Below are 21,749 nucleotides of genomic sequence, written 5' to 3'. Positions count from 1 at the left end.
ACGTCGGGGCATGACGAACCACTTCGACACCACAGGTCCCGATTCCGGCCGGCAGATCACCCTGCGCAGTCCCGCGGAACTGGCGGACGCCCTGCCGTACATGCTCGGCTTCCACCCCGACGACTCGATCGTCATGGTGACCGTCCACGGCAGCGGCGGACGCTTCGGCGGCAGGCTGCGGGTCGGCATCCCACCCGCACCCGAGGAATGGGAGGAGCTCTCGGGCCAGGTCGCCGAGACCCTCATCGGCGGCAGCGAGCGCCGCGGCGCCCGGCCGGACGGCATCGTCCTCTTCCTCTGCCAGGACCCGCCGGCCGGGGAGGACCCCGCCCGGGTCATGGCCCGGCTGCGCCCCCTGGCACAGGGCATCCGGCTGGCCTGCGGCGCGCTCGACGTGCCCGTGCTGGAAGCGCTCTGCCTCTCCGGCGGCCGGTACTGGAGCTACTGCTGCCCCGACCCGCGGTGCTGCCCTCCGGAGGGCACCGCACTGGCCATGCCGGGCACCTCGGTGATGGCGGCGGCCGCCACGTACGCCGGACTCCAGGTGCGGGGGACCCTCAAGGAACTGCAGGCCAGGCTCAGCCCCGTGACCGGACCGGCCGCGGAGGACATGGTGCGGGCCCTGGACCGCGCGGCCGCCGCCCTGGTGCCGCGGATCCTCGAAGGCACGCACCGCGGCCAGGTCGCCGCCGAGACCCTCGCCCTGGCCCGCACCGTGATGCGGCGGCTGGCCAGGGCCACTCCGACCGACGGCGGCCCGAGCTCGGACACGTGGGACGACGCGCTGATCGAGGACGAGGAGGCGGCGCTGCTCGTCCTGGGGCTCCAGGACCGCGAGACGCGCGACGTGGCCGCGGAGTGGATGGAGGGCGAGGAGGCGGGGCCCGCCCTGCGGCTCTGGCGGGCGCTCGCGCGCCGCTGTGCGGGCGAGTACCACGAGCACGCCGCCGCGCCCCTGACGCTGGCCGGCTGGGTGACCTGGTCCATGGGCGACGAACCGTACGCCCGGATCGCCTTCTCCCTTGCGCTGCGGGCCGACCCCGGGTACCGCTTCGCGCTGCTCCTCCACCACGCGTGCAACGAGGGCGTCGACCCGGAGAGCCTGCGCCGCTGTCTGCGGGACGAGCGGCGCCGGCGGGACGGGCCGGCCTTCGCCGAGGCCCGGCGGCGGCCGCGGCCTCGCCAGGACCAGCTCCCGCCGGTCCTTGCCCCGGAAGCACCGGGCCTCGGCCTGGGACCGGGCCGGGAAGCCCGCACCGGGGAGGGCTCCGCGGAGATCCCCGGCCCGTACACCGCCCCGGCCCCGGAGGGCGCGGGCGACGTGGCGCCGGGCACGTGGGGCACACCCCCGGCGGACACCACCCGCAAGGCCGCCCGGCCCGCCACGCCCGAAGCTCCCCGGCGTACCGTCCCCCCGCCGCGCAAGCCCGCGCCCGGAGAGTCCCGCCCGACCCCGTCCGGGCCCCGCACCGCGCAGGGCCCGGCGTTCCGGGACCCGGCCGCCCCGGCTCCGGCGGGACCTGCTCCGGGCGGGCTCGGGTCGGCGCGGGTTCCGGGAGGGGAGGGCGCGGACCCGCAGGACGCGGGCGGGCCGGGCGGTCGCTCCGTGCCCCGGGCGTCCACGGACCCGTCGGTACCCGTCGTCCTGCGGAAGCCCACCGATCCGGGGCACCCGGCCGTCCGCCGGCCCGGCGCGGCCGGCGCCGGGCCGGCCCCCGCAGGCCCGGCGGGACCGACGGGGCCCGGTCGGAGCGGGCCCGAGGCGGAGCGGGCACGGCCCCGTGCCCGGCGGCCCAAGGGGGCCCAGCCGTCCCGGCGGATTCCGAAGCAGCCCGAGAGGAAGCCGGAATGAGCCTCCATCAGTGCCGACGGCGGCCCGTGACCCGGACGCCCGCCCCGCCGTTCAGTTGGGGGGTGGAGGGCGCCCTGCCGCACCGCCGCCCCGCCCACCCGACCGGCGCGCACCCGAGGCGACCCATGGCACACCCCGTTCCCCCCGCCCGCAGACCCACGTCCGTGACCCCGCAGGGCCCGTCCGCCGGACGGCCGCGCGGCCCCGCACGGGCCCCCGCCGAACTGCCCCCGGTCCACGCGGCGGTGATCTGCGTGGCCGCTCCCTGCCTCGCGATCTCGCCGGAGCACGGCCAGCTCACCGGCCGCGGGCTCGACGGCATCTACCGTTCGGGCCGCCGCCTCCTCTCCCGCTGCGTCCTGCGGGTCGCGGGACGCGACCCGGTCGCCGTCCAGGGCCGCAGCCTCGGCGCCGACCGGGCGGGGTTCACCGCCACCGTGCGCACCGGGGCCGCGCCCGGCCCCGACCCGGACGTCAGCGTCGACCGGGTCAGGCACGCCGACGGCACCGAGCGGATCACCCTCCGCAGCCACGCCCCCCACCCGCTCCGGCTGCCCGTGGAGCTCTCCCTCGGCACCGACCTCGCCGACCTGGGCGCGGTCGCCGCCGGCCGGGCGGGCCCCGACCTCCCGGCCGGGGTCCACGCGGCGGGCCTGCGCTGGAGCACCCAGGGGGCGCAGGCCTTCACCACCGCGGACCCTCCGCCCGACGACGCCCTCGCCTCCCTGGGCCTGCTCCGCTGGGAGCTGGAACTACGGCCGGGCGCGGCCGTCACCATCGAGCTGCGCACCGCCCAGGATCGCGTCTCCAGAACGCCCGTGGCGCAGCTCGCCGGGCCCCTCTCCGCGGCCCGCGCCGAGGGCGACGACCCCCGCACCGAGGCGCTCTTCCGCACGGGTCTGGACGACCTGCGCGCCCTGCTCCTGCGCGACCCCGCCGAGCCCGCCGACGCCTACGCGGCGGCCGGGGTGCCCTGGCGCTGCGGTCTCGCCCCCGCGGAGTCCCTCTGGGCGGCCAGGATGGCCCTGCCGCTCGGCACCGGCCTGGCCGCCGCCACCCTGCGCACCCTCGCGCGCACCCAGGCCGACGGCCGGGGGCCCGACGGCGGGTGGATCCCAGGCCCGCTGCGGGTGGCGGGGCCCGGCCTGCCGCCCGGCTGCACCGGAACCGAGGCCACCCTGGCCTTCCCGGTGGTACTGGCCGAGGCCCGCCGCTGGGGGATGCCGGAGCGCGAGGTGGCGGCCCTGCTGCCCGCCGCCGAGCGGTGCCTGGCCTGGCTGCGGAGCCGGACCGAGGGCGCGCGATTCCTCGCCGATCCCGTGCCCGGACCCTTCCGGTGCGAGACCCAGGCCCATGCGCACCGGGCCGCGCTCCTCGGCGCGGACCTGCTGGAGGACTGCGGGCGGCCGGGAGCGGACGAGTGGCGGGAGTGGGCCGACGCCCTGCGCGACCGCTTCCACGCCTCCTTCTGGACCGAGACCCCGTCCGGCGGTGCGCCCGCCGCCGCCGTCCATCCCGACGGCAGACCCCTGGCCCACCTCACCGGCGCGAGCGCCCACCTCCTCGACACCGGACTGCTCGGCGGCGGCCGCCTCGCCCGAGGTCTGCTCGACCGGGTCCGTACCGAGCAACTGGCCCGGCTGCTGGGTGCGCCCGCCATGGATTCGGGCTGGGGACTGCGCAGCCTGGGCGTCAAGGAGTCGGGACACAACCCCTTCGGGCACCGGTCCGGCGCGGTGAGGGTGCACGAGACCGCGGTGGCCGTCGCCGGCCTGGCCGCCGCCGGTTTCGACAAGGAGGCGGGCGGCCTGCTCAAGGGGCTCCTCGACGCCGCCGAGTTCTTCGGCCACCGGCTGCCGGAGATGTACGCGGCCCCGCAGCGCACCGCCGGGAGCGCCCCGCTGCCCCACCCGGCGGCCTGCCGCCCCGCCGCGGTGTCGGCCGCCGCCGGAATCCACGTCCTGGTGGCCCTGGCCGGCATCCGTCCCGACGCCCCAGCCGGCACCGTCGCCCTGGAGCCGCTCGGCAGCGCGCCCCTGGGCGCCCTGCGGCTCTCCGGGCTGCAGGTGGCGGGCGAACCGTTCGCCGCCCGGGTCAGCAGACTCGGTCTGGGCATGGTGGAGGAGGCCGCCGATGCGCTCCAGCTGGGTGTCTGAGCGGACGGGATCCGTGATGCGTGTGGTGAAGGAGATCGCGAAAGGACTGTTTATCGTCAGGAAGACGACTATGATCGCGGCATGTCGCCCTACGACCCGTCGGCCTTCCCGCCCTTCGCCGTCACCGTCGATCTGGTCGTGCTCACCGTGCGGCGCCACGCGCTCTGCGCGCTCGTGGTCCGCCGTGGTGAGCAGCCGTTCCAGGGTCGCTGGGCGCTGCCCGGCGGCTTCGTCAGGGGTGACGAGGACCTGGCGGGTGCCGCGGCCAGGGAGCTGGCCGAGGAGACCGGCCTGTGCGCCCACGACCCGGCCCAGCCCGGCGCGGGCAACGGCGCGCACCTGGAACAGCTCGCCACGTACGGCGACCCCGGGCGGGACCCGCGGATGCGGGTCGTCAGCGTTGCGCACCTCGTCCTCGCCCCCGATCTGCCGGCCCCGCGTGCCGGCGGCGACGCGAACCTCGCGCGCTGGGCTCCCGTGGACGAACTCCTGGACGCCGGGACCGGCTTCGACCGCGAGGAATCCGCCCAGCTGGCCTTCGACCACGCCCGCATCCTGGCCGACGGCGTCGAGCGCGCCCGCTCGAAGATCGAGTACTCCTCGCTCGCCACCGCCTTCTGCCCGCCGGAGTTCACGGTCGGAGAGCTGCGCCGGGTGTACGAGGCGGTGTGGGGCGTGGCCCTCGACCCGCGCAACTTCCACCGCAAGGTCACCGGCACGCCGGGCTTCCTCGTGCCGGCCGGCGGCACGACCACCCGTCAGGGCGGGCGGCCCGCCCAGCTGTTCAGGGCCGGCGGCGCCACGCTGCTGAACCCGCCCATGCTGCGGCCGGAGGTCTGACGGCCCGACACCGGCACGCGCCAAGTTACGCCAAAAATCGGACATATCGCGTTATCTTCTAGGGGTACCCTCCCTGCCGCATGGCGGTCTCACACCCCGCGAGAGAAGCGATGCTCCAGGCCATCGGACTCACCAGTGCCCCCCGCAAGGACCTCCCGCCCGCCGTGGACGACCTCACCTTCGAGGCGTGCCCGGGCCGGGTGACCGCCCTCCTCGGCGAGCCGGGAGCGGGCAAGACCACGGCGCTCCGGCTGATGCTCGAGCTCGAACCGGGCCGCGGCGTCACCTACTTCCGTGGCCGCCCCCTGCACCGGATCCCACATCCGGCCCGGGAGGTCGGCGTCCTGCTCGGCGACGTGCCCGGCCATCCGGCGCGCACGGTCCGCGGCCAGCTGCGGATGCTGTGCGCGGCGGTCGGCGTACCGGCCTCACGCGCCGACACGATGATGGAGGTCGTCGGCATCTCGGGGCTGCGGGACCAGCGGCTCGGCTCCCTGTCCCTCGGGATGGACCGCCGGGTGGGCCTGGCTTCCGCGCTGCTCGCCGACCCGTGCACCCTGCTGCTCGACGAGCCCTCCGCCGGGCTCTCCCCGCGGGACCAGAGCTGGCTGTACCGGCTGCTTCGGGGGCACGCGGAGCTGGGCGGCGCGGTGCTGTTCACCACCAGCGACGCCAAGGAGGCGGCCCGCAGCGCGGACCGCGTCGTGAGCATCGCGGGCGGGCGGCTGGTCGCCGACCAGGAGGCCGCGGACTTCGCCCGCACCCGGCTGCGGCCGCGGGTGGCCGTGCGCACCCCGCACGCGGCCCGGCTCGCCGCGCTGCTCAGCCGCGAGGCCCGCGCCGCGCAGAAGTCCGTGGAGATCGTGGAGGAGAGCGGCAGCCGCCTGTCGGTCTACGGCAGCAGCTGCGCGGAGGTGGGCGAAACCGCCTTCCGGCACGGCGTCCTGGTCCACCAGCTCGCCGACGAAACCGGCGACTCCGGCCCCACGTTCCCCCGCCCCACCCCGACCCGCGACCACCCGTCCGCCCGCCCCACGCCGGCGGCCGACTCGGCGCCGGTCCCCGCGGCAGCGGACGCCGCGGCACCGCACCACGCCGCGGGTGACCCGGCGGCACGCCTCGCGGAGACAGCGGGTCCGGAGTCGTATTCCGGTGCAGCCGACGGCAGGGCCCCGCGCCCCGCGGCAGCGGGCGGACCGGCGCCGCATTCCGCCACAGCGGGCGGTAGGGCACCGCGTCCCGCGGCGGCGGGCGCCCCGGAGACGCGTTCCGTGGCAGCAGGCGACATGACACCCCGTGCCCCGGAGACAGCCGGCGCGGAGCCGCGTTCGGCTGCCGCGTGCGGCATGCCGCCGCTTCCTCCCGCAACCGTGGACAGCGACGCAGCGGCCGCGGCACACACGCCGCCACCCGGCGCCCCGCAGGCTGTGGCCACCTCAACCGACCGGTCCGCCCCCGACTCCGCCGCCCCTCGGCACCTGTCCGCATCCTCCAGCGCCACCGACCCGGACTCCGGGCGAACTCCGGCTCGGACCGGCAGCCCGGACGCACGCCAGGCGCCGGCCCCGGTGGCCGACGGCCACCCCCACATCCAGCCGACCGGCCCGGAGGGCGCGTCCGCGGCGGTGTCCGCGGCCGGCCGCGGGTACGGAGCTGCCTCGGCGTCCGGCGTTGGCCCGGAGAGCGGCCACACCTCCGCCTCGGAGGCCGGCGCGGGCGACGCGAGCGCGTCGGCGCCCGCGATCGGCCGGGGGCGCGCGCCTGCCTCGGCGTCGCCGGACGACAGCCACGCTTCGGGGCCGGATCCCCGGCCCGGGACCGCGGGGGCCCCCGCGCCCTTGAACGGCCAAGGGCGCGCGTCTGCGCCCGGGACCGCGCCCGGGGTGGGCTCCGCGCCCACTCCCGGTCACTACGACATGCAGGGCCCCGTTCACGGCCAGGGTTCCGTGCCCGCCCCCGGTTCCGGCGCAACCCGGGCGTCCAGCGCCATGCCGGCCGCCGGTCAGGGGGCCGTTCGGGGCCTCGCGACCGGGCAGGGGCAGTGCGCGGGCCCGGTTCCCGGTGCGGGCATCGTGCCCGCACCGGGGCACGGTGACGGGCCGGGTGCCGTGTGGGCTCCCGGCGCGGGTGGCATGGCCGCCCCGGGTGCCGACGGTGCCGCCGACACGGCTCGTGCGGGTGCCGGCCTCGTGCCGCCGGTCGCGCCTGGCGCCAGGTTCGCCCGGACCGCCGTGGCGCAGTCCGACTCCGGCTCCTTCCGCGGGTCCGGTCGGGGACCAGAGGCGGATCCGGATCTCGGGGCTCAGGGCCGGGCCGGGTCCCTCGGGGTTGGTGTTGGCGCCCCTGAGCCCGGTGTCCTGGGGTCCGTCCGGGCTTCCGAGCCCGGACCGGACTCCCTCCACCACCGCGAGGCTGGCCGGGCCGCAGCGCCGGGGATCGTCCACGCCGCTGACGGCGGGTTCCTCGTGGGCTCCGGGTGCAGGCCCGTTCGTGTCGCGGACCCGGGAGGATCCGGCGACCGGGGGGCGCACCGGACCGCCGCCTCAGGGACGGACACCGCCCAGCGGCACGGGCACGTCGGCGCTTGCGCGTCCGGGACCGACCCCGGCGCCGGAAGCGGCCCCGTTCGGGCTGCCCCCGCCGAAGCCGGCGACCGGGGCCCCGTACGGGCCGGCGCGCCCGTGGCCGACCCCGCCCGGCACCACGGACATGCGCGAGCCTCCGGGTCGGGCACGGATACGGCCGCTGACTGCCGGAACCTCGTGGCGGACGGCGTCGGGCCCGCCCCGGCCGCCGCGCCGGGGGCGTACGCCGCCGCTGTTCGGGGGACCGGGCCGGGCGCGGACGCCGACACCCGCCCCCTGCCGCTCCGGCTGCCGGGGGCGGGGCCGGATGTCGGCGCCGAGCCTCTGCCCGTCCGGGTGCGGGCCTCGGAGCCTGACGCCGACGCTCGGCCGCGCCCCGTCCTGGCGACGGGCCCCGGGGCGGTCGCCGACGCCCGCCCTGTGCCTGTTCGGACGGCGGCCTCGGGGACGGACGTCGGCGCTCAGCCTCTTCCCCGGCGGGACGCCGCTCCGGGGCCGGATGCCGATGGCCACCCGGGTCCCGTCCCGGGGCGGTCCGGGGACGCCTCTGCAGTGCCGCCCACCGCCGGCGAGCCGGCGCCCGCCGGCGGAGCCGGCCCCGTGGCCGACGCGAACCGGCACGGCAGCCGCGGGGCTCCGGGCGTGCCCGGGCAGGGGCGGTATGCCGCGGGCGGGCCGCGGCACGCGCGGACCGGAGCGCCCGTGTCCGCCGTCCGGCGGATCGGCGGGCCGCTGCGGCCCTGGCGCTACGAGCTGCGCCGCGCCTTCGGCACCGCCGTCGTGCCCGCCGTCACCGGAGCCACCGCCGTCCTGTCCGTGCTGATCACCCTCCTCCTGGCGCGCGGCGGCCACGTCCCACAGACCCGGCTCCTGGCCGCCTGGCCCTCGTACCTTCCGCTGCCCCCCGCCGCGCTCGCCGCCGGCCTGCTCGGCGCGCTGGCCTTCGGGGAGGAGTACCGCTTCCCCGCGCTCGCGGCGGACCGCGGGACCGTGCCGAGGAGGCTCGGCCTGCTCCTGGCCAAGCTCGGCGTCTCCGCCGGCCTGGCCGTGTCCCTGGGCGGGCTCGCCGTCACGGCCGACGCCGCCGCCCTGCGGCTCGTCTTCGACACCGACCTGATCAGAACGCCGGCCGACTGGCTGTCGCCCGCCGTCAGTTGGGCGGGCCTGCTGGTCGGATGCGCCTGGGCCGGGGTGCTCGCCTCCGGGGTGTTCCGGTCCGCGACCGCCGGACTGGCCGCCGTGCTGGCCGTACCGGTGCTGGTCGTGCCGCTGGTCCGCAAGGTGTTCGACGGCCCCTCCGCGTACCCGGTGGCCGGGCTCTCCGCCCGGCTGCGCGGCCTCGCCTGGGCGCAGTGGCCGCCGGAGGCCGACCGGCTGGTCATGGGGGCCCTGCGGGTGATGGCCCAACCCGTCGGCACGGCGCTGGTGTTGTCCCTGACGGTCCTCATGTGTGCGTACGGGTTCACGGGACTTCGCAGTCGCGTGCGTTGGTGATCGCTTTGGATCATGGAACGACCGCAACCGGCCGGGCGGACCGCAACTCCCCTCAAAAGGCCCGGTTCTTTACGATAAGGCGTCAATTGCGCAGGTGGCGCTGATCACCCTTTCGTGTGCTTTTCACCAAAGACCTCAAGGGTCGTGGAAGCCGCGCCGACAAAGGATTCGTGAGTACCCTTGCGCACACCATGATGACCGCCGCCCGCCATGCCGAATCAGGCCTCGCAGGACCGGGCGAACTCGACCGCTACCCCTACGCGGAGGCCCCCGGCGCCGACCGCGTCGGCACGCCCCACTGGGACGGCGCCGACGTCGAGTTGAGCCGGGTCGGCCGCCGCACCGCGGGCAGCCGCGGCCGTGGCCTGCACGGCCAACTCGTCCAGCAGCTCGGCCAGATGATCGTCTCGGGCGACCTCGGCGCGGACCGTCCGCTCGTCCCTGAGGAGATCGGGCAGCGCTTCGAGGTTTCCCGCACGGTCGTCCGGGAGTCCCTCCGGGTCCTGGAGGCGAAGGGCCTCGTCAGCGCCCGTCCCAACGTCGGCACCCGGGTCCGCCCGGTCAGCGACTGGAACCTCCTCGACCCCGACATCATCGAGTGGCGCGCCTTCGGCCCGCAGCGCGACGACCAGCGCCGCGAGCTGAACGAGCTCCGGTGGACGATCGAGCCCCTCGCGGCGCGGCTGGCGGCCGGCCACGGCCGGCCGGACATCCAGCAGCGGCTGTCCGACATGGTCGAGATCATGAGCCACGCCCTCGGCCAGGGCGACGTGATCACCTTCGCGCGCGCCGACAACGAGTTCCACGCGCTGCTGATCCAGGTCGCGGGCAACCGCATGCTGGAGCACCTCTCCGGGATCGTCTCGGCGGCCCTCCAGGTCTCCGGCAGCCCCGCCACCGCCTGCGACCGCCCCAGCGAGACCTCGGTGGCCCACCACGCCCGGATGGTCGACGCCCTCGCCTCCGGCGACTCCCAGGCGGCCGAGAACGCCATGCGCCAGCTGCTGACGGTGCATCCGGAGGTGGAGCGCGTCGTCCCCGCCCCGCGCGAGCACTGACGGCGACGACGACCCGGGAACCCCCGGACGGGACTCCCGGCGACCCCCCCGGACGGCCTCCCGCCAGTACCCGTGGACCGCGTGTCGCCGGACCCCGACGGGTCCGGCGACACGGGTGTGCGGGTGCATGCAGAACACCCAGAACGACCGGCCAAACCGTTTTCGGATCAAACGGGGTGTGACTCGGGCCACGAAGATTGGGCGTAACGCTCCGCGAGGTCACGCGATGACCTAAGAGGTGATGGCCGACGGAGGGAATACAGCAGCCTCTCAGGGCGCTGTGCAGCTCCCCGGTCGCTGCCCGCGCCGCCGGACCTTCCCAGCCGGTGGTCGTCGGCTCCGGTCCAGCACCAGGACGGGGGCCGGAAGCCGTTCCCTTCGTTCCGAGAGGTTGTTCGTGTCGGCCAGCACATCCCGTACGCTCCCCCCGGAGATCTCCGAGTCCGAGTCTGTGATGGCGCTCATCGAGCGGGGAAAGGCTGAGGGGCAGATCGCCGGCGATGACGTGCGTCGGGCCTTCGAGGCTGACCAGATTCCGCCGACCCAGTGGAAGAATGTCTTGCGCAGCCTCAATCAGATCCTCGAGGAAGAGGGTGTGACGCTGATGGTCAGTGCCGCGGAGTCGCCCAAGCGCACCCCCCGCAAGAGCGTCGCAGCGAAGACTCCCGCCAAGCGCACGGCCACCAAGACCGTGGCCGCGAAGACCGCGGCCCCGGAGGTCACGGCCCCCGCGGAGCCGGAGGCCGGGACGGTGGACGTGGACGCTCCTGCCGACGAGACCGAGCCCGTGCCCGCCAAGAAGGCCGTGGCCAAGAAGGCGGCCGCGAAGAAGGCCGCGCCGGCCAAGAAGACCGCCGCGAAGAAGACCGCGGCCAAGAAGACCGCCGCGAAGAAGGACGACGAGCTCTCCGAAGAAGAGCCGCTGGAGGAGGGTCCGGGCGCCAAGGGCGGGGCCGAGGAAGAGGAGGAGAGCGGCGAGGCCAAGGGCTTCGTGCTCTCCGACGAGGACGAGGACGACGCGCCGGCCCAGCAGGTCGCCGTCGCCGGTGCCACCGCCGACCCGGTCAAGGACTACCTCAAGCAGATCGGCAAGGTCCCCCTGCTCAACGCCGAGCAGGAGGTCGAGCTGGCCAAGCGCATCGAGGCCGGCCTCTTCGCCGAGGACAAGCTGGCCAACTCGGACAAGCTCGCCCCCAAGCTCAAGCGCGAGCTGGAGATCATCGCCGAGGACGGCCGCCGGGCGAAGAACCACCTGCTGGAGGCCAACCTCCGCCTCGTGGTCTCCCTCGCCAAGCGCTACACCGGCCGCGGCATGCTCTTCCTGGACCTGATCCAGGAGGGCAACCTGGGCCTGATCCGCGCGGTCGAGAAGTTCGACTACACCAAGGGCTACAAGTTCTCCACCTACGCGACCTGGTGGATCCGGCAGGCGATCACGCGCGCCATGGCCGACCAGGCCCGCACCATCCGCATCCCCGTGCACATGGTCGAGGTCATCAACAAGCTCGCCCGCGTGCAGCGCCAGATGCTCCAGGACCTGGGCCGCGAGCCCACCCCGGAGGAGCTGGCCAAGGAGCTCGACATGACCCCCGAGAAGGTCATCGAGGTCCAGAAGTACGGCCGCGAGCCGATCTCCCTGCACACCCCGCTCGGCGAGGACGGCGACAGCGAGTTCGGCGACCTCATCGAGGACTCCGAGGCGGTCGTCCCGGCCGACGCGGTTTCGTTCACGCTCCTCCAGGAGCAGCTGCACTCGGTGCTCGACACGCTGAGCGAGCGCGAGGCGGGCGTGGTCTCGATGCGGTTCGGCCTCACCGACGGCCAGCCGAAGACCCTCGACGAGATCGGCAAGGTCTACGGCGTCACGCGCGAGCGGATCCGGCAGATCGAGTCGAAGACGATGTCGAAGCTGCGCCACCCGTCCCGCTCCCAGGTGCTGCGCGACTACCTCGACTAGTCGCGCCGGCGGTGCGTACGAAGGCCCGCGGCCCCCTCGGGGACCGCGGGCCTTCGCCGTGCGCGGCGGGGGAGGGCGGCCCACTCTGAGTGGAGCAACGCACACCCGGAGTCAGGAGGCCCCATGCGACGTTCCTTTGCCCGAGCCCTGGCGGGAGCGCTGACCCTGCTGGCCGGGACGGCCGTGGCGCCCCTGGCCCAGGCCCCTTCCGCACGTGCCGACGGCGTCGTCATCGGGGGCAAGGCGGTCCGGGCGGGCGACAGCCCCTGGGTGGTGGCGCTGTCCAGCCGTGACCGGTTCGGCCGTACGCGGGCGGGCCAGTTCTGCGGGGGTGTGGTGATCGCGCCCACGGCGGTGCTCACGGCGGCCCACTGCCTCGGCCGGGCGGTGCTGGGCGGCCCCGTCGAGTCGGTGCGCGACTTCCGGGTGATCGCCGGCCGTACGCACCTCCTCGCCGCCGACGGCCACGAGATCGCCGTACGGGGCGCCTGGACCAACCCCGCCTACGACCCGGTCACGAACTCGGGGGACTTCGCGGTACTCACCCTCGCCGAGGAGCTCCCGGCGCGGTACGTACTGCCGATGGCCGGTGCCGGGCACCCCGGCTACGCCGCAGGGGCCGAGGCGACCGTATACGGCTGGGGGGACACGAGCGGGTACGGCGACTACGCGTCCGGGCTGCGCGCGGCCCGCGTGGCGGTGCTGCCGGACGAGACGTGCGAAAAGGCCTACCCCGGCGACTCGGCCGGCCGGTACACCCGCGCGACGATGCTCTGTGCGGGGCACCGGGAAGGGGGCAGGGACGCCTGCCAGGGGGACAGCGGCGGTCCGCTGGTGGCTCAGGGCAGGCTCATCGGGCTGGTGTCCTGGGGGCGCGGCTGCGGCCGCTCGGACAGTCCCGGGGTCTACACGCGGATCGCGCCGGTGCTCGAACTGCTGGCGGCGCCCCAGGGAGGCCGCGGGAGGTGACGCGGTGCGGCCGGGCCGTCACGCACGCGGCCCCGGCCCACCGCGGACACGAGGACGGGCGGCCACCCTGGTTCTCAGGGGTGCCGCCCGTCGGCCGGTCCGGGACCGGTCGTGCTCGTCGGGATGGGAGGGTCAGCGGTCCTCGGTGTCGGCGCTGGCCGGGACGGCCGTCAGCCGCTCAGTCTCATCCTGTATTTCCGCGGCGATCTTCTTGAGTTCCGGCTCGAACTTACGCCCGTGGTGGGCGCAGAAGAGCAGTTCACCGCCGCTCATCAGGACGACGCGCAGATATGCCTGGGCGCCGCAACGGTCGCATCGGTCAGCGGCCGTCAGCGGGGTCGCGGGGGTCAGAACAGTAGTCACGTCGCCTCTTCTCTAGCTCGACGAGCTGTCGTACCAGGGTCAACATCCAACCAGGCCGAAAACGTTCCCGCCCTCGGCTTTTCCTCGAAACTTCCTTCCCGAAGCTGGTCGGCTGCTGCCGGTTGGCGGCGAAGGAGCCGTATTGCGTTGCTTTACGGTTTCGCGTTGTTGGTCGTTGCCCGGCCTCGATGCCGAGCGGGTCCGTCCACCTCCGGCGGTCTTGCCGGTTGTTCATGAGGACGTGCCCGAACCCTAAATGGTTCATGCCTGGAAGGGAACGTGATGTTTCCTTCACTCCTACGAGGGATCGAACATCCATACGAGTCTGCACTAGGCTGGAGAACCACGAGGGTGGCGTTGCATCGGCTCTACCAGGCCTCGGTACCCTCAGACCGGCTAGTGAGCCAGGGCTGCGCCCAACCGGGCCAGAAAAGAAATTCAGCGAGGAGCGAACTGCGTGACCGCCGACACGTCCGTGCCTTCCAGCGCGCTGCTGACCGGAGCAGACCGGGACGGTTCCAACTACACCGCGCGGCACCTGCTCGTCCTCGAAGGCCTCGAAGCAGTCCGCAAGCGTCCCGGCATGTACATCGGGTCGACCGACAGCCGCGGCCTGATGCACTGCCTCTGGGAGATCATCGACAACTCCGTCGACGAGGCCCTGGGCGGCTACTGCGACCACATCGAGGTCGTCCTGTACGAAGACGGCTCCGTCGAGGTCAAGGACAACGGCCGCGGCATCCCCGTCGACGTCGAGCCCAAGACCGGGCTGTCCGGCGTCGAGGTCGTCATGACCAAGCTCCACGCGGGCGGCAAGTTCGGCGGCGGCTCCTACGCGGCCTCCGGCGGTCTGCACGGCGTCGGCGCCTCCGTCGTCAACGCCCTCTCCGCCCGCCTGGACGTCGAGGTCGACCGGAACGGCGCCACCCACGCCATCAGCTTCCGCCGCGGCGTCCCCGGCATGTTCACCGAGCAGGGCCCCGACGCCCCCTTCGACCCGGCGAACGGCCTGCTCAAGGGCAAGCGCGTCCCGAAGACCCGCACCGGTACCCGGGTGCGGTACTGGGCCGACCGCCAGATCTTCCTCAAGGACGCCAAGCTCTCCCTGGAGACGCTGTACCAGCGCGCCCGCCAGACCGCCTTCCTCGTCCCCGGGCTGACCATCGTCGTCCGGGACGAGCGCGCGGTCGACGGCGCCGGCAAGACCGAGGAGACCTTCCGCTACGACGGCGGCATCAGCGAGTTCTGCGACTACCTCGCCGAGGACAAGGCCGTCTGCGACGTGCTGCGCCTCACGGGCCAGGGCACCTTCAAGGAGACCGTCCCGGTCCTCGACGAGCGCGGCCACATGACCCCCACCGAGGTCACCCGTGAGCTGGGCGTCGACATCGCGCTGCGCTGGGGCACCGGGTACGACAGCACGGTCCGGTCCTTCGTGAACATCATCGCCACCCCCAAGGGCGGCACCCACGTGTCCGGATTCGAGCGCTCGGTCACCAAGACGGTGAACGAGGTGCTCCGCGCCGCCAAGCTGCTCCGCGTCGCCGAGGACGACGTCGTCAAGGACGACGCCATGGAGGGCATGACGGCGGTCGTCACCGTCCGCCTCGCCGAGCCGCAGTTCGAGGGCCAGACCAAGGAGGTGCTGGGCACCTCCGCGGCCGCCCGGATCGTCGCCGCCGTGGTCGCCAAGGAGCTCAAGGCGTTCCTGACCTCCACCAAGCGGGACGACAAGCAGCAGGCCCGCGCCGTGATGGAGAAGATCGTCGCGGCCGCCCGCACCAGGATCGCGGCCCGCCAGCACAAGGAGGCCCAGCGCCGGAAGACCGCGCTGGAGTCCTCCTCGCTCCCCGCCAAGCTGGCCGACTGCCGCAGCGACGACGTCGACCGCAGCGAGCTCTTCATCGTCGAGGGAGACTCGGCCCTCGGCACCGCCAAGCTCGCGCGGAACTCGGAGTTCCAGGCTCTGCTGCCCATCCGCGGCAAGATCCTGAACGTCCAGAAGTCGTCGGTCTCCGACATGCTCAAGAACGCCGAGTGCGGCGCGATCATCCAGGTCATAGGGGCCGGCTCCGGCCGCACCTTCGACATCGACGCCGCCCGGTACGGCAAGATCGTGCTGCTCGTCGACGCCGACGTCGACGGCGCGCACATCCGCTGCCTGCTGCTCACCCTCTTCCAGCGCTACATGCGCCCGATGGTCGAGGCCGGCCGCGTCTTCGCCGCTGTGCCGCCCCTGCACCGCATCGAGCTGGTCCAGCCGAGGAAGGGCCAGGACAAGTACGTCTACACCTACTCGGACAACGAACTGCGTCAGACCCTCCTCGAATACCAGCGCAAGGGAATCCGGTACAAAGACTCGATCCAGCGCTACAAGGGCCTCGGCGAAATGGACGCCGATCAGCTGGCGGAAACGACGATGGACCCCCGCCACCGCACCCTGCGCCGGATCAACATCGGCGACCTGGATTCCGCGGAGCAGGTCTTCGACCTGCTGATGGGCAATGAGGTGGCCCCCCGCAAGGAGTTCATCACCAGCTCTGCGGCCACCCTCGACCGGTCCCGCATCGACGCCTGATCCGGTCGTCCGGAAATCCCGCCCGCTCTTCACCCCATCACCTGATGGGGTGAAGAGCACCGGGACACCAGTCCGGAAACCACCTCTTCCGCGCATCCTTGTGCGCACGCGGCCAATGCGGCAGCGGACAAGGAGAGTTCGGTGGACAAGCACGAAGGTCCCGATGCCGGAACGATCCGGCTCGACGACCCCTGGTACGACGCACTGGCCTCCGGCTGGGGCGAGGGCGACGAGCGGGACGCGGGCCCGGAGCCCCGTGCCGTCCCCGCCCCCTCGCCCGCCGGGACGGTCCGCGCCCCAGGAGCCGCGGACATCTACCTGGAGGTCCAGCGCAGCGCCGCCTTCCAGGAAGTGCGCAGCCGCTACCGCCGGTTCGTCATCCCCGGCTGTGTCGCCTTCCTCGGCTGGTACGTGGCGTACGTCGTCGCCGCCGTCGCCGCACCCGGCCTGATGGGCCGCCCCGTGGCCGGAGCGGTCAACGTGGCACTGGTCGCCGGACTGGGTCAGTTCCTCTCCACCTTCCTGCTGACCTGGGCCTACGCCCGCCACGCCCGGCTCCGCCGGGACCGCGCCGCACTCGACCTGCGCTGGACAGTCTTCGAGCAGGCCCGGGACCAGGAGCGGACCCGGGGGGCCGGACGGTGAGCGACCGGACGCTGGCACTCGTACTCTTCAGCCTCTTCATCGCGGCCACCCTCGGCATCACCACCTGGGTCAGCCGCAACCGCCACGGCTCCGCCGAGGAGTTCTACGCCGGAGGAAGACTCTTCTCGCCCCTGGAGAACGGTTTCGCCATCGCGGGCGACTACATGTCCGCCGCCTCCTTCCTCGGCATCTCCGGCCTGATCGCCCTCTTCGGCTACGACGGACTGCTCTACTCCGTGGGCTTCCTGGTCGCCTGGCTCGTCGTGCTGTTCCTGATCGCAGAACTGGTCCGCAACTGCGGCCGGTTCACCCTTGCCGACGTGGTCGCCGCCCGGATGAGCGAGCGCCCCGTGCGGATCGCCGCGGGCACCTCGTCCGTCGCCGTCTCCGTGCTCTACCTGGTGGCCCAGATGGTCGGCGCCGGCAGTCTCGTCTCGCTGCTGCTCGGCAGCACCAGCGGGGCGGCCCGCGCCTGGACCGTCGTCGGCGTCGGCGCCCTGATGGTGATCTACGTGTCGCTCGGCGGCATGCGCGCCACCACCTGGATCCAGATCGTCAAGGCCGTACTGCTGATGGGCTGCGCGATCGCCCTCACCCTGCTCGTCCTGGTCCGCTTCCACGGCAACGCCAACGAGCTGCTGCTCACCGCCGCCGACCGCAGCGGCCACGGCCGGGCCTTCCTGGAGCCGGGCCTGAAGTACGGCGTCGACTGGACCGCCCGCTTCGACTTCCTCAGCCTCGGCCTCGCCCTGGTCCTCGGTACCGCCGGGCTCCCGCACATCCTCTCGCGCTTCTACACCGTTCCCACGGCCCGCGCCGCCCGCCGCTCCGTGGTCTGGGCCATCGGCCTGATCGGCGGCTTCTACCTGATGACCATCGTGCTCGGCTTCGGCGCCGCGGCACTGGTCGGCACCGACGCGGTCCGGGCCTCCAGCGCCTCGGGCAACACCGCGATCCCGCTGCTCGCCAAGCTCCTGGGCGGGGAGGGCATGGGCGGCACGGTGCTGTTCTCCTTCGTCGCCGCGGTCGCCTTCGCCACCATCCTCGCCGTGGTCGCCGGCATCACCCTCGCGTCCTCCGCCTCCGTCGCGCACGACCTGTACGCCTCGCTCAAGCGGCGGCGGGCCAAGCAGCGCAGCGAGGTCACGGTGGCCCGGATCGCGGCCGTCGGCATCGGCGCCGCCGCCATCGGCCTGGGACTGCTGGCCCAGGACCTGAACGTCGCCTTCCTGGTGGGCCTCGCCTTCGCCGTGGCCGCCTCCGCGAACCTGCCCGTGCTGCTCTACTCGCTGTTCTGGCGCGGGTTCACCACACGCGGTGCCGTCTGGTCCGTGTACGGGGGACTAGTCCCGGCCGTCCTGCTGGTGGTCCTCTCGCCCGTCGTCTCCGGGAGCCCCGACGCGCTCTTCCCCGGTGTCGACTTCCAGCTCTTCCCGCTGCAGAACCCCGGCATCGTCTCCATCCCGCTCGGCTTCCTCGCGGGCTGGCTGGGCACGGTCACCTCGCCCGAGGTGCCGGACGAGGCCAGGCACGCGGAGACCGAGGTGCGCTCCCTCACCGGAGCAGGGGCGGTCTGAGGTCCACGGCCCGGCTCAGCCGCCCGTCCGGCCCGCCGGCAGCCACGCGTACCGGTGCTCCGGGCGGCCGGTCTCCCCGTACCGCAGGCTGAGCCGTACGCGGCCGCCGCGCTCCAGCAGCTTCAGGTACCGCTGCGCGGTCTGGCGGCTGAGCCCCGCCCGCTCGGCGATCTCCTGGGCGGAGAGCGAGCCCTCGGCGGCCATCAGCACCTGCCGCACCAGCTCCGCGGTGGTGGGCGAGTGGCCCTTGGGCAGCTCCACGGGCCCCGCGGCCGTCGCGAGGGCGCCGAAGATGCGGTCGACCTCCGCCTGTTCGGCCTCGCCGCCGCCCGCCAGGCTGCGCCGCAGCTCCGCGTACCCCTCCAGCTTGGCGCGCAGCCCCGCGAAGGTGAACGGCTTCACGAGGTACTGGAGCGCCCCCAGCCGCATCGCGGACTGCACCGTCGCCAGGTCGCGGGCGGCCGTCACCATGATCACGTCGGTGTGATGGCCGCTCTGGCGCAGGTCCCGCACCAGGTCGAGTCCGGTCCCGTCGGGCAGGTAGTGGTCGAGCAGCACGAGGTCGACGGCCTCGTCCTCGACGATCACCCGGGCCCGGGCCGCGCTGTGCGCCTCGCCGACCACGCGGAAGCCGGGCACCTTGGCCACGTACGCCGCGTTGATCCGCGCGACCCGGGTGTCGTCGTCGACGACCAGGACGCCGATCGGCGCGTCCGGCTCGCCGGCCCGCCGGGCGCCGGCCGGGGTTCCGGGCACGCCGGTCACCGCAGGGCCTCCGGCAGCACCACGCAGAACTCCGCGCCGCCGCCGTCCGCCGCGGCGGCCCGGGCGCTGCCGCCCTGCCGCTCGGCGAGGCGCCGTACCATCGCCAGCCCGAGGCCCCGCCGGCCGCCGTGCGACTGCGGGGACTTCGTGGACCAGCCCTCCGTGAAGATCTCCTCCAGCCGGCCGGGCGGCACGCCGGGACCGGTGTCGCGGACCCGCAGCACCACCGTGGCGTCCTCGGCGAGCAGCTCCACCTCCACCCGGGCGTCGGCGGTGCCGGCCAGGGCGTCGAGGGCGTTGTCCACCAGGTTCCCCACGATGGTCACCAGGCCGCCGGGGTCCACCAGCCGGGCAGGCAGCAGCGTGCTCTCCGTCAGCCGCAGATACACGCCGCGCTCGGCCGCGACCGTGGCCTTGCCCACCAGCAGCGCGGCCAGCAGCGGGTCCCGGACCCGCTCGGTGATCTCCTCGGCCGTCGCCCGGTGCCCGCCGGACACCTCGGTGATGTAGGCGGTCGCCTCCTCGTACAGGCCCAGCTCCAGCAGGCCGAGGAGGGTGTGCAGGCGGTTGGCGTGTTCGTGGTCCTGGGCGCGGAGCGCGTCGATCAGGCCCTGGGTGGAGTCCAGCTCCCGGCCCAGCCGCTCCAGCTCGGTGCGGTCGCGCAGGGTGGCCACGGCCCCGCCGTCCTCGGTGGGCATCCGGTTGGCCACCAGGACCCGGGGACCGCTCACGGCCAGCAGGTCGGTGCCCGTGACGCGGCCGGCGAGCACGTCGGTGGTGCGGCCGGAGCCGAGCAGCTCGTCCAGGGAGCGGCCGGTGGCGTCGGGGCCGAGCCCGAGCAGCCGCTGGGCCTCGTCGTTGACCAGCCGGACCCGGCCGTCGCGGTCGAACGCCACGACGCCCTCGCGAATCGAGTGGAGCATCGCCTCGCGCTCGGCCAGCAGACCGGAGATGTCGGAGAACGCCAGGTCACGGGTCTGCCGCTGGATCCGGCGGGAGATCAGGTACGCGGCCAGCGCGCCCGCCGCGAGCGCTCCGCCCGCGTACGCGAGGAGGCCGGGGATCGCGCCGACCAACTGGTCGCGCACGCCCTCGTACGCGATGCCCACCGAGACCGCGCCGACGATCGCGCCGTCGGCGTCGCGCAGCGGGACCTTGCCGCGGGCGGAGCGGCCCAGGGTGCCGTCGTCGATCTCCATGACCTCCTCGCCCGCCAGGGCGCGCGCGGGGTCGGTGGACACGTGGCGGCCGATCCGTTCCGGGCTCGGGTGGGAGCGGCGGATGCGCTGCCGGTCGAGCACGACCACGTACTCGGCTCCGGTGGCCCGGCGGATCCGCTCGGCGGCCTCCTGCACCGGGCCGTCGGGGGCGGGGCCAGAGGAGATGAGGTCGGCGGCGATCGCGGGGTCGGCGGCGGTGCTCTGGGCGATGGCCAGCGCGCGGCGCATGGCCTGGTCGTCGAGCTGGGAGCCGAGCGGCGCCAGGAAGAGCCCGGTGGCCAGAACGGCCACGCCGGCCGCGATGGCCAGCTGCATCAGCAGCACCTGGGAGAAGACCCGGCGGGGCAGCCCGAGCCGCCACGGGTGCGGGGCGGTGCGGCGGAGGGTTCCCGGGGCGGCGCTCATGACGGAGAACGGTAAACGGGGCCCGCGCTTTCCGGTACTTCCGGCCCGTCAGGTGCCCGGACCCGACCGGCATCGGCCGGGGCCACCGGTCGGCGGCCGGTCGGCGGCCGGGAGGGGCCCGGTGGTGGCCGCCCGGGGCGGGGCGGGCCGCGGGATCCGGCTACGATCGGACGGCGTGACCAGCAGGCAGCCCATCCCCGTCGTCGTCCTCGCCGGATTCCTCGGTTCCGGCAAGACCACCCTGCTCAACCACCTGCTCAGGAGCAGCCGTGGCACCCGGATCGGAGTCGTGGTCAACGACTTCGGGCAGATCGAGATCGACGCCATGTCCGTGGCCGGACAGGTCGGCGACTCGATGGTCTCCCTCGGCAACGGCTGCCTGTGCTGCGCCGTCGACGGCAGTGAGCTGGACGCCTACCTGGAGAAGCTGGCGCAGCCGGTCCACCGGATCGACGTGATCGTCATCGAGGCGAGCGGGCTGGCCGAGCCGCAGGAGATGGTCCGGATGCTGGTGGCCAGCGAGGTCCCGGGCATCACCTACGGCGGGCTGGTGTACGTGGTCGACGCCGCGGAGTTCGGGGCCACCCGTGCCCGGCACCCCGAGACCGACCGCCATCTGGGCGTCGCGGACCTCGTGGTGCTCAACAAGACGGACCGGACCGCACCGGGGGAGCGGGAGCGGACCGAGGCGGCCCTCGCCGCGCTCTGCCCCGGCATCCCGGTGGTCGGCGCGGACCACGGCCGGATCGATCCGGAACTTCTCTTCGACCGCCGGCCCTGGACCGAGACCCAGGGCCAGCTGTCCTTCGAGGACCTGATCGCGGAGGCGGAGCAGGGGGAGGCGGGCGACGGGGACACCGGCTCCGGAACCGACGCCTGCGGCCCGTCGTGCGGCGCAGCCCACCTCCACCACGCCTACGAGAGCACGGAATTCGTCTCCGAGCAGGCCCTCAGCCCGCGCCGGCTGATCGACTTCCTGGACCGGCGCCCGGCCGGGCTGTACCGGATCAAGGGCTACGTGTACTTCGGGGTGCCGGGCCACGAGGAGAAGTACGAGGTCCACGCGGTCGGCCGGTTCCTGCGCTTCGACCCGGCCCCCTGGGGGCGGGACGAGCCGCGCCTCACGCAGCTCGTCCTGATCGGCTCCGGCACCGACCCCGAGGCGCTCACCCGCGACCTCGCCGCCTGCCGTGAACCGTCCCCGCAGCACACCCCGCCGGAGGCCATGTGGTCCGTCCTCCGCTATGTCCCCCGCCGCCCGGCACCGGCAGCCGAGGAGGAGTAG

14 protein-coding genes are annotated in these 21,749 nt (G+C 74.4%); 11 read left to right on the top strand and 3 right to left on the bottom strand.

Translation table 11 applies throughout. The features are described from left to right. Positions 1-10 precede the first annotated feature (10 nt). From ACIF6F_RS29545 to ACIF6F_RS29515, 7 genes are all read left to right on the top strand, one after another. The gene (locus ACIF6F_RS29545; RefSeq protein WP_399953395.1) at positions 11-1,852 is read left to right on the top strand and encodes a DUF4192 family protein; all 1,842 of its coding nucleotides are present in this window, start codon (positions 11-13) and stop codon (positions 1,850-1,852) included. Between the two features lie 125 nt (positions 1,853-1,977). Then, positions 1,978-4,008, top strand: coding sequence for a glycogen debranching N-terminal domain-containing protein (locus ACIF6F_RS29540; RefSeq protein ID WP_399953392.1), 2,031 nt, complete (start codon positions 1,978-1,980; stop codon positions 4,006-4,008). 81 nt (positions 4,009-4,089) lie between these two features. After that, the gene (locus ACIF6F_RS29535) at positions 4,090-4,848 is read left to right on the top strand and encodes an NUDIX domain-containing protein (RefSeq protein ID WP_399953389.1); all 759 of its coding nucleotides are present in this window, start codon (positions 4,090-4,092) and stop codon (positions 4,846-4,848) included. Between the two features lie 110 nt (positions 4,849-4,958). Continuing rightward, positions 4,959-8,927, top strand: coding sequence for an ATP-binding cassette domain-containing protein (locus ACIF6F_RS29530; protein ID WP_399953492.1), 3,969 nt, complete (start codon positions 4,959-4,961; stop codon positions 8,925-8,927). Positions 8,928-9,097: 170 nt separating this feature from the next. Further along, positions 9,098-9,985, top strand: a complete 888-nt coding sequence (locus tag ACIF6F_RS29525; protein ID WP_399953385.1) for a FadR/GntR family transcriptional regulator — start codon at positions 9,098-9,100, stop codon at positions 9,983-9,985. 391 nt (positions 9,986-10,376) lie between these two features. Next, positions 10,377-11,942, top strand: coding sequence for an RNA polymerase sigma factor (locus ACIF6F_RS29520; RefSeq protein WP_399953381.1), 1,566 nt, complete (start codon positions 10,377-10,379; stop codon positions 11,940-11,942). A gap of 123 nt (positions 11,943-12,065) precedes the next feature. Next, complete coding sequence (locus ACIF6F_RS29515; RefSeq protein ID WP_399953378.1) at positions 12,066-12,911, top strand: S1 family serine peptidase; 846 nt, start codon at positions 12,066-12,068, stop codon at positions 12,909-12,911. A 132-nt stretch (positions 12,912-13,043) separates the two neighbouring features. Here ACIF6F_RS29515 and ACIF6F_RS29510 read toward each other — a convergent pair whose 3' ends face one another. Next, positions 13,044-13,274 (bottom strand): hypothetical protein, encoded by a 231-nt coding sequence (locus tag ACIF6F_RS29510; protein WP_399953375.1) that lies wholly within the window; start codon positions 13,272-13,274, stop codon positions 13,044-13,046. Between the two features lie 457 nt (positions 13,275-13,731). Here ACIF6F_RS29510 and ACIF6F_RS29505 point away from each other — a divergent pair, with 457 nt between their 5' ends. The 3 genes from ACIF6F_RS29505 (at position 13,732) to ACIF6F_RS29495 (ending at position 18,074) form a co-directional block, all read left to right on the top strand. Next, a complete protein-coding gene (locus ACIF6F_RS29505) occupies positions 13,732-15,852 on the top strand; it encodes a type IIA DNA topoisomerase subunit B (RefSeq protein WP_399953372.1) in 2,121 nt (706 codons plus the stop codon). A gap of 141 nt (positions 15,853-15,993) precedes the next feature. Further along, positions 15,994-16,497, top strand: coding sequence for a DUF485 domain-containing protein (locus ACIF6F_RS29500; RefSeq protein WP_399953369.1), 504 nt, complete (start codon positions 15,994-15,996; stop codon positions 16,495-16,497). After that, positions 16,494-18,074: a cation acetate symporter gene (locus ACIF6F_RS29495; RefSeq protein WP_399953367.1), complete on the top strand. Its 1,581-nt coding sequence runs from the start codon at positions 16,494-16,496 to the stop codon at positions 18,072-18,074. Before ACIF6F_RS29500 ends, ACIF6F_RS29495 begins: the two co-directional genes overlap by 4 nt. 15 nt (positions 18,075-18,089) lie before the next feature. On the opposite strand, the gene ACIF6F_RS29490 is transcribed toward ACIF6F_RS29495, so the two are convergent. Beyond that, positions 18,090-18,830, bottom strand: a complete 741-nt coding sequence (locus tag ACIF6F_RS29490; RefSeq protein WP_399953364.1) for a response regulator — start codon at positions 18,828-18,830, stop codon at positions 18,090-18,092. 5 nt (positions 18,831-18,835) lie between these two features. Next, positions 18,836-20,464, bottom strand: a complete 1,629-nt coding sequence (locus ACIF6F_RS29485) for an ATP-binding protein (protein ID WP_399953357.1) — start codon at positions 20,462-20,464, stop codon at positions 18,836-18,838. Positions 20,465-20,639: 175 nt separating this feature from the next. Between ACIF6F_RS29485 and ACIF6F_RS29480 the strand changes: the two genes are divergently transcribed. Next, complete coding sequence (locus ACIF6F_RS29480; protein WP_399953353.1) at positions 20,640-21,749, top strand: CobW family GTP-binding protein; 1,110 nt, start codon at positions 20,640-20,642, stop codon at positions 21,747-21,749.

The sequence above is a fragment of the Streptomyces sp. NPDC086023 genome (assembly GCF_044540325.1).
GTDB lineage: Bacteria > Actinomycetota > Actinomycetes > Streptomycetales > Streptomycetaceae > Streptomyces.
The sequence above is the reverse complement of the archived record's forward strand: the minus strand, read 5'-3'. Positions and strand labels throughout refer to the sequence as shown.

Excerpts from the sequence above, each read along its gene's own strand:
- ACIF6F_RS29545 (WP_399953395.1), top strand. The coding sequence starts at position 11 with ATGACGAACCACTTCGACACCACAGGTCCCGATTCCGGCCGGCAGATC.
- ACIF6F_RS29540 (WP_399953392.1), top strand. The coding sequence starts at position 1,978 with ATGGCACACCCCGTTCCCCCCGCCCGCAGACCCACGTCCGTGACCCCG.
- ACIF6F_RS29535 (WP_399953389.1), top strand. The coding sequence starts at position 4,090 with ATGTCGCCCTACGACCCGTCGGCCTTCCCGCCCTTCGCCGTCACCGTC.
- ACIF6F_RS29530 (WP_399953492.1), top strand. The coding sequence starts at position 4,959 with ATGCTCCAGGCCATCGGACTCACCAGTGCCCCCCGCAAGGACCTCCCG.
- ACIF6F_RS29515 (WP_399953378.1), top strand. The coding sequence starts at position 12,066 with ATGCGACGTTCCTTTGCCCGAGCCCTGGCGGGAGCGCTGACCCTGCTG.
- ACIF6F_RS29485 (WP_399953357.1), bottom strand. The coding sequence starts at position 20,464 with ATGAGCGCCGCCCCGGGAACCCTCCGCCGCACCGCCCCGCACCCGTGG.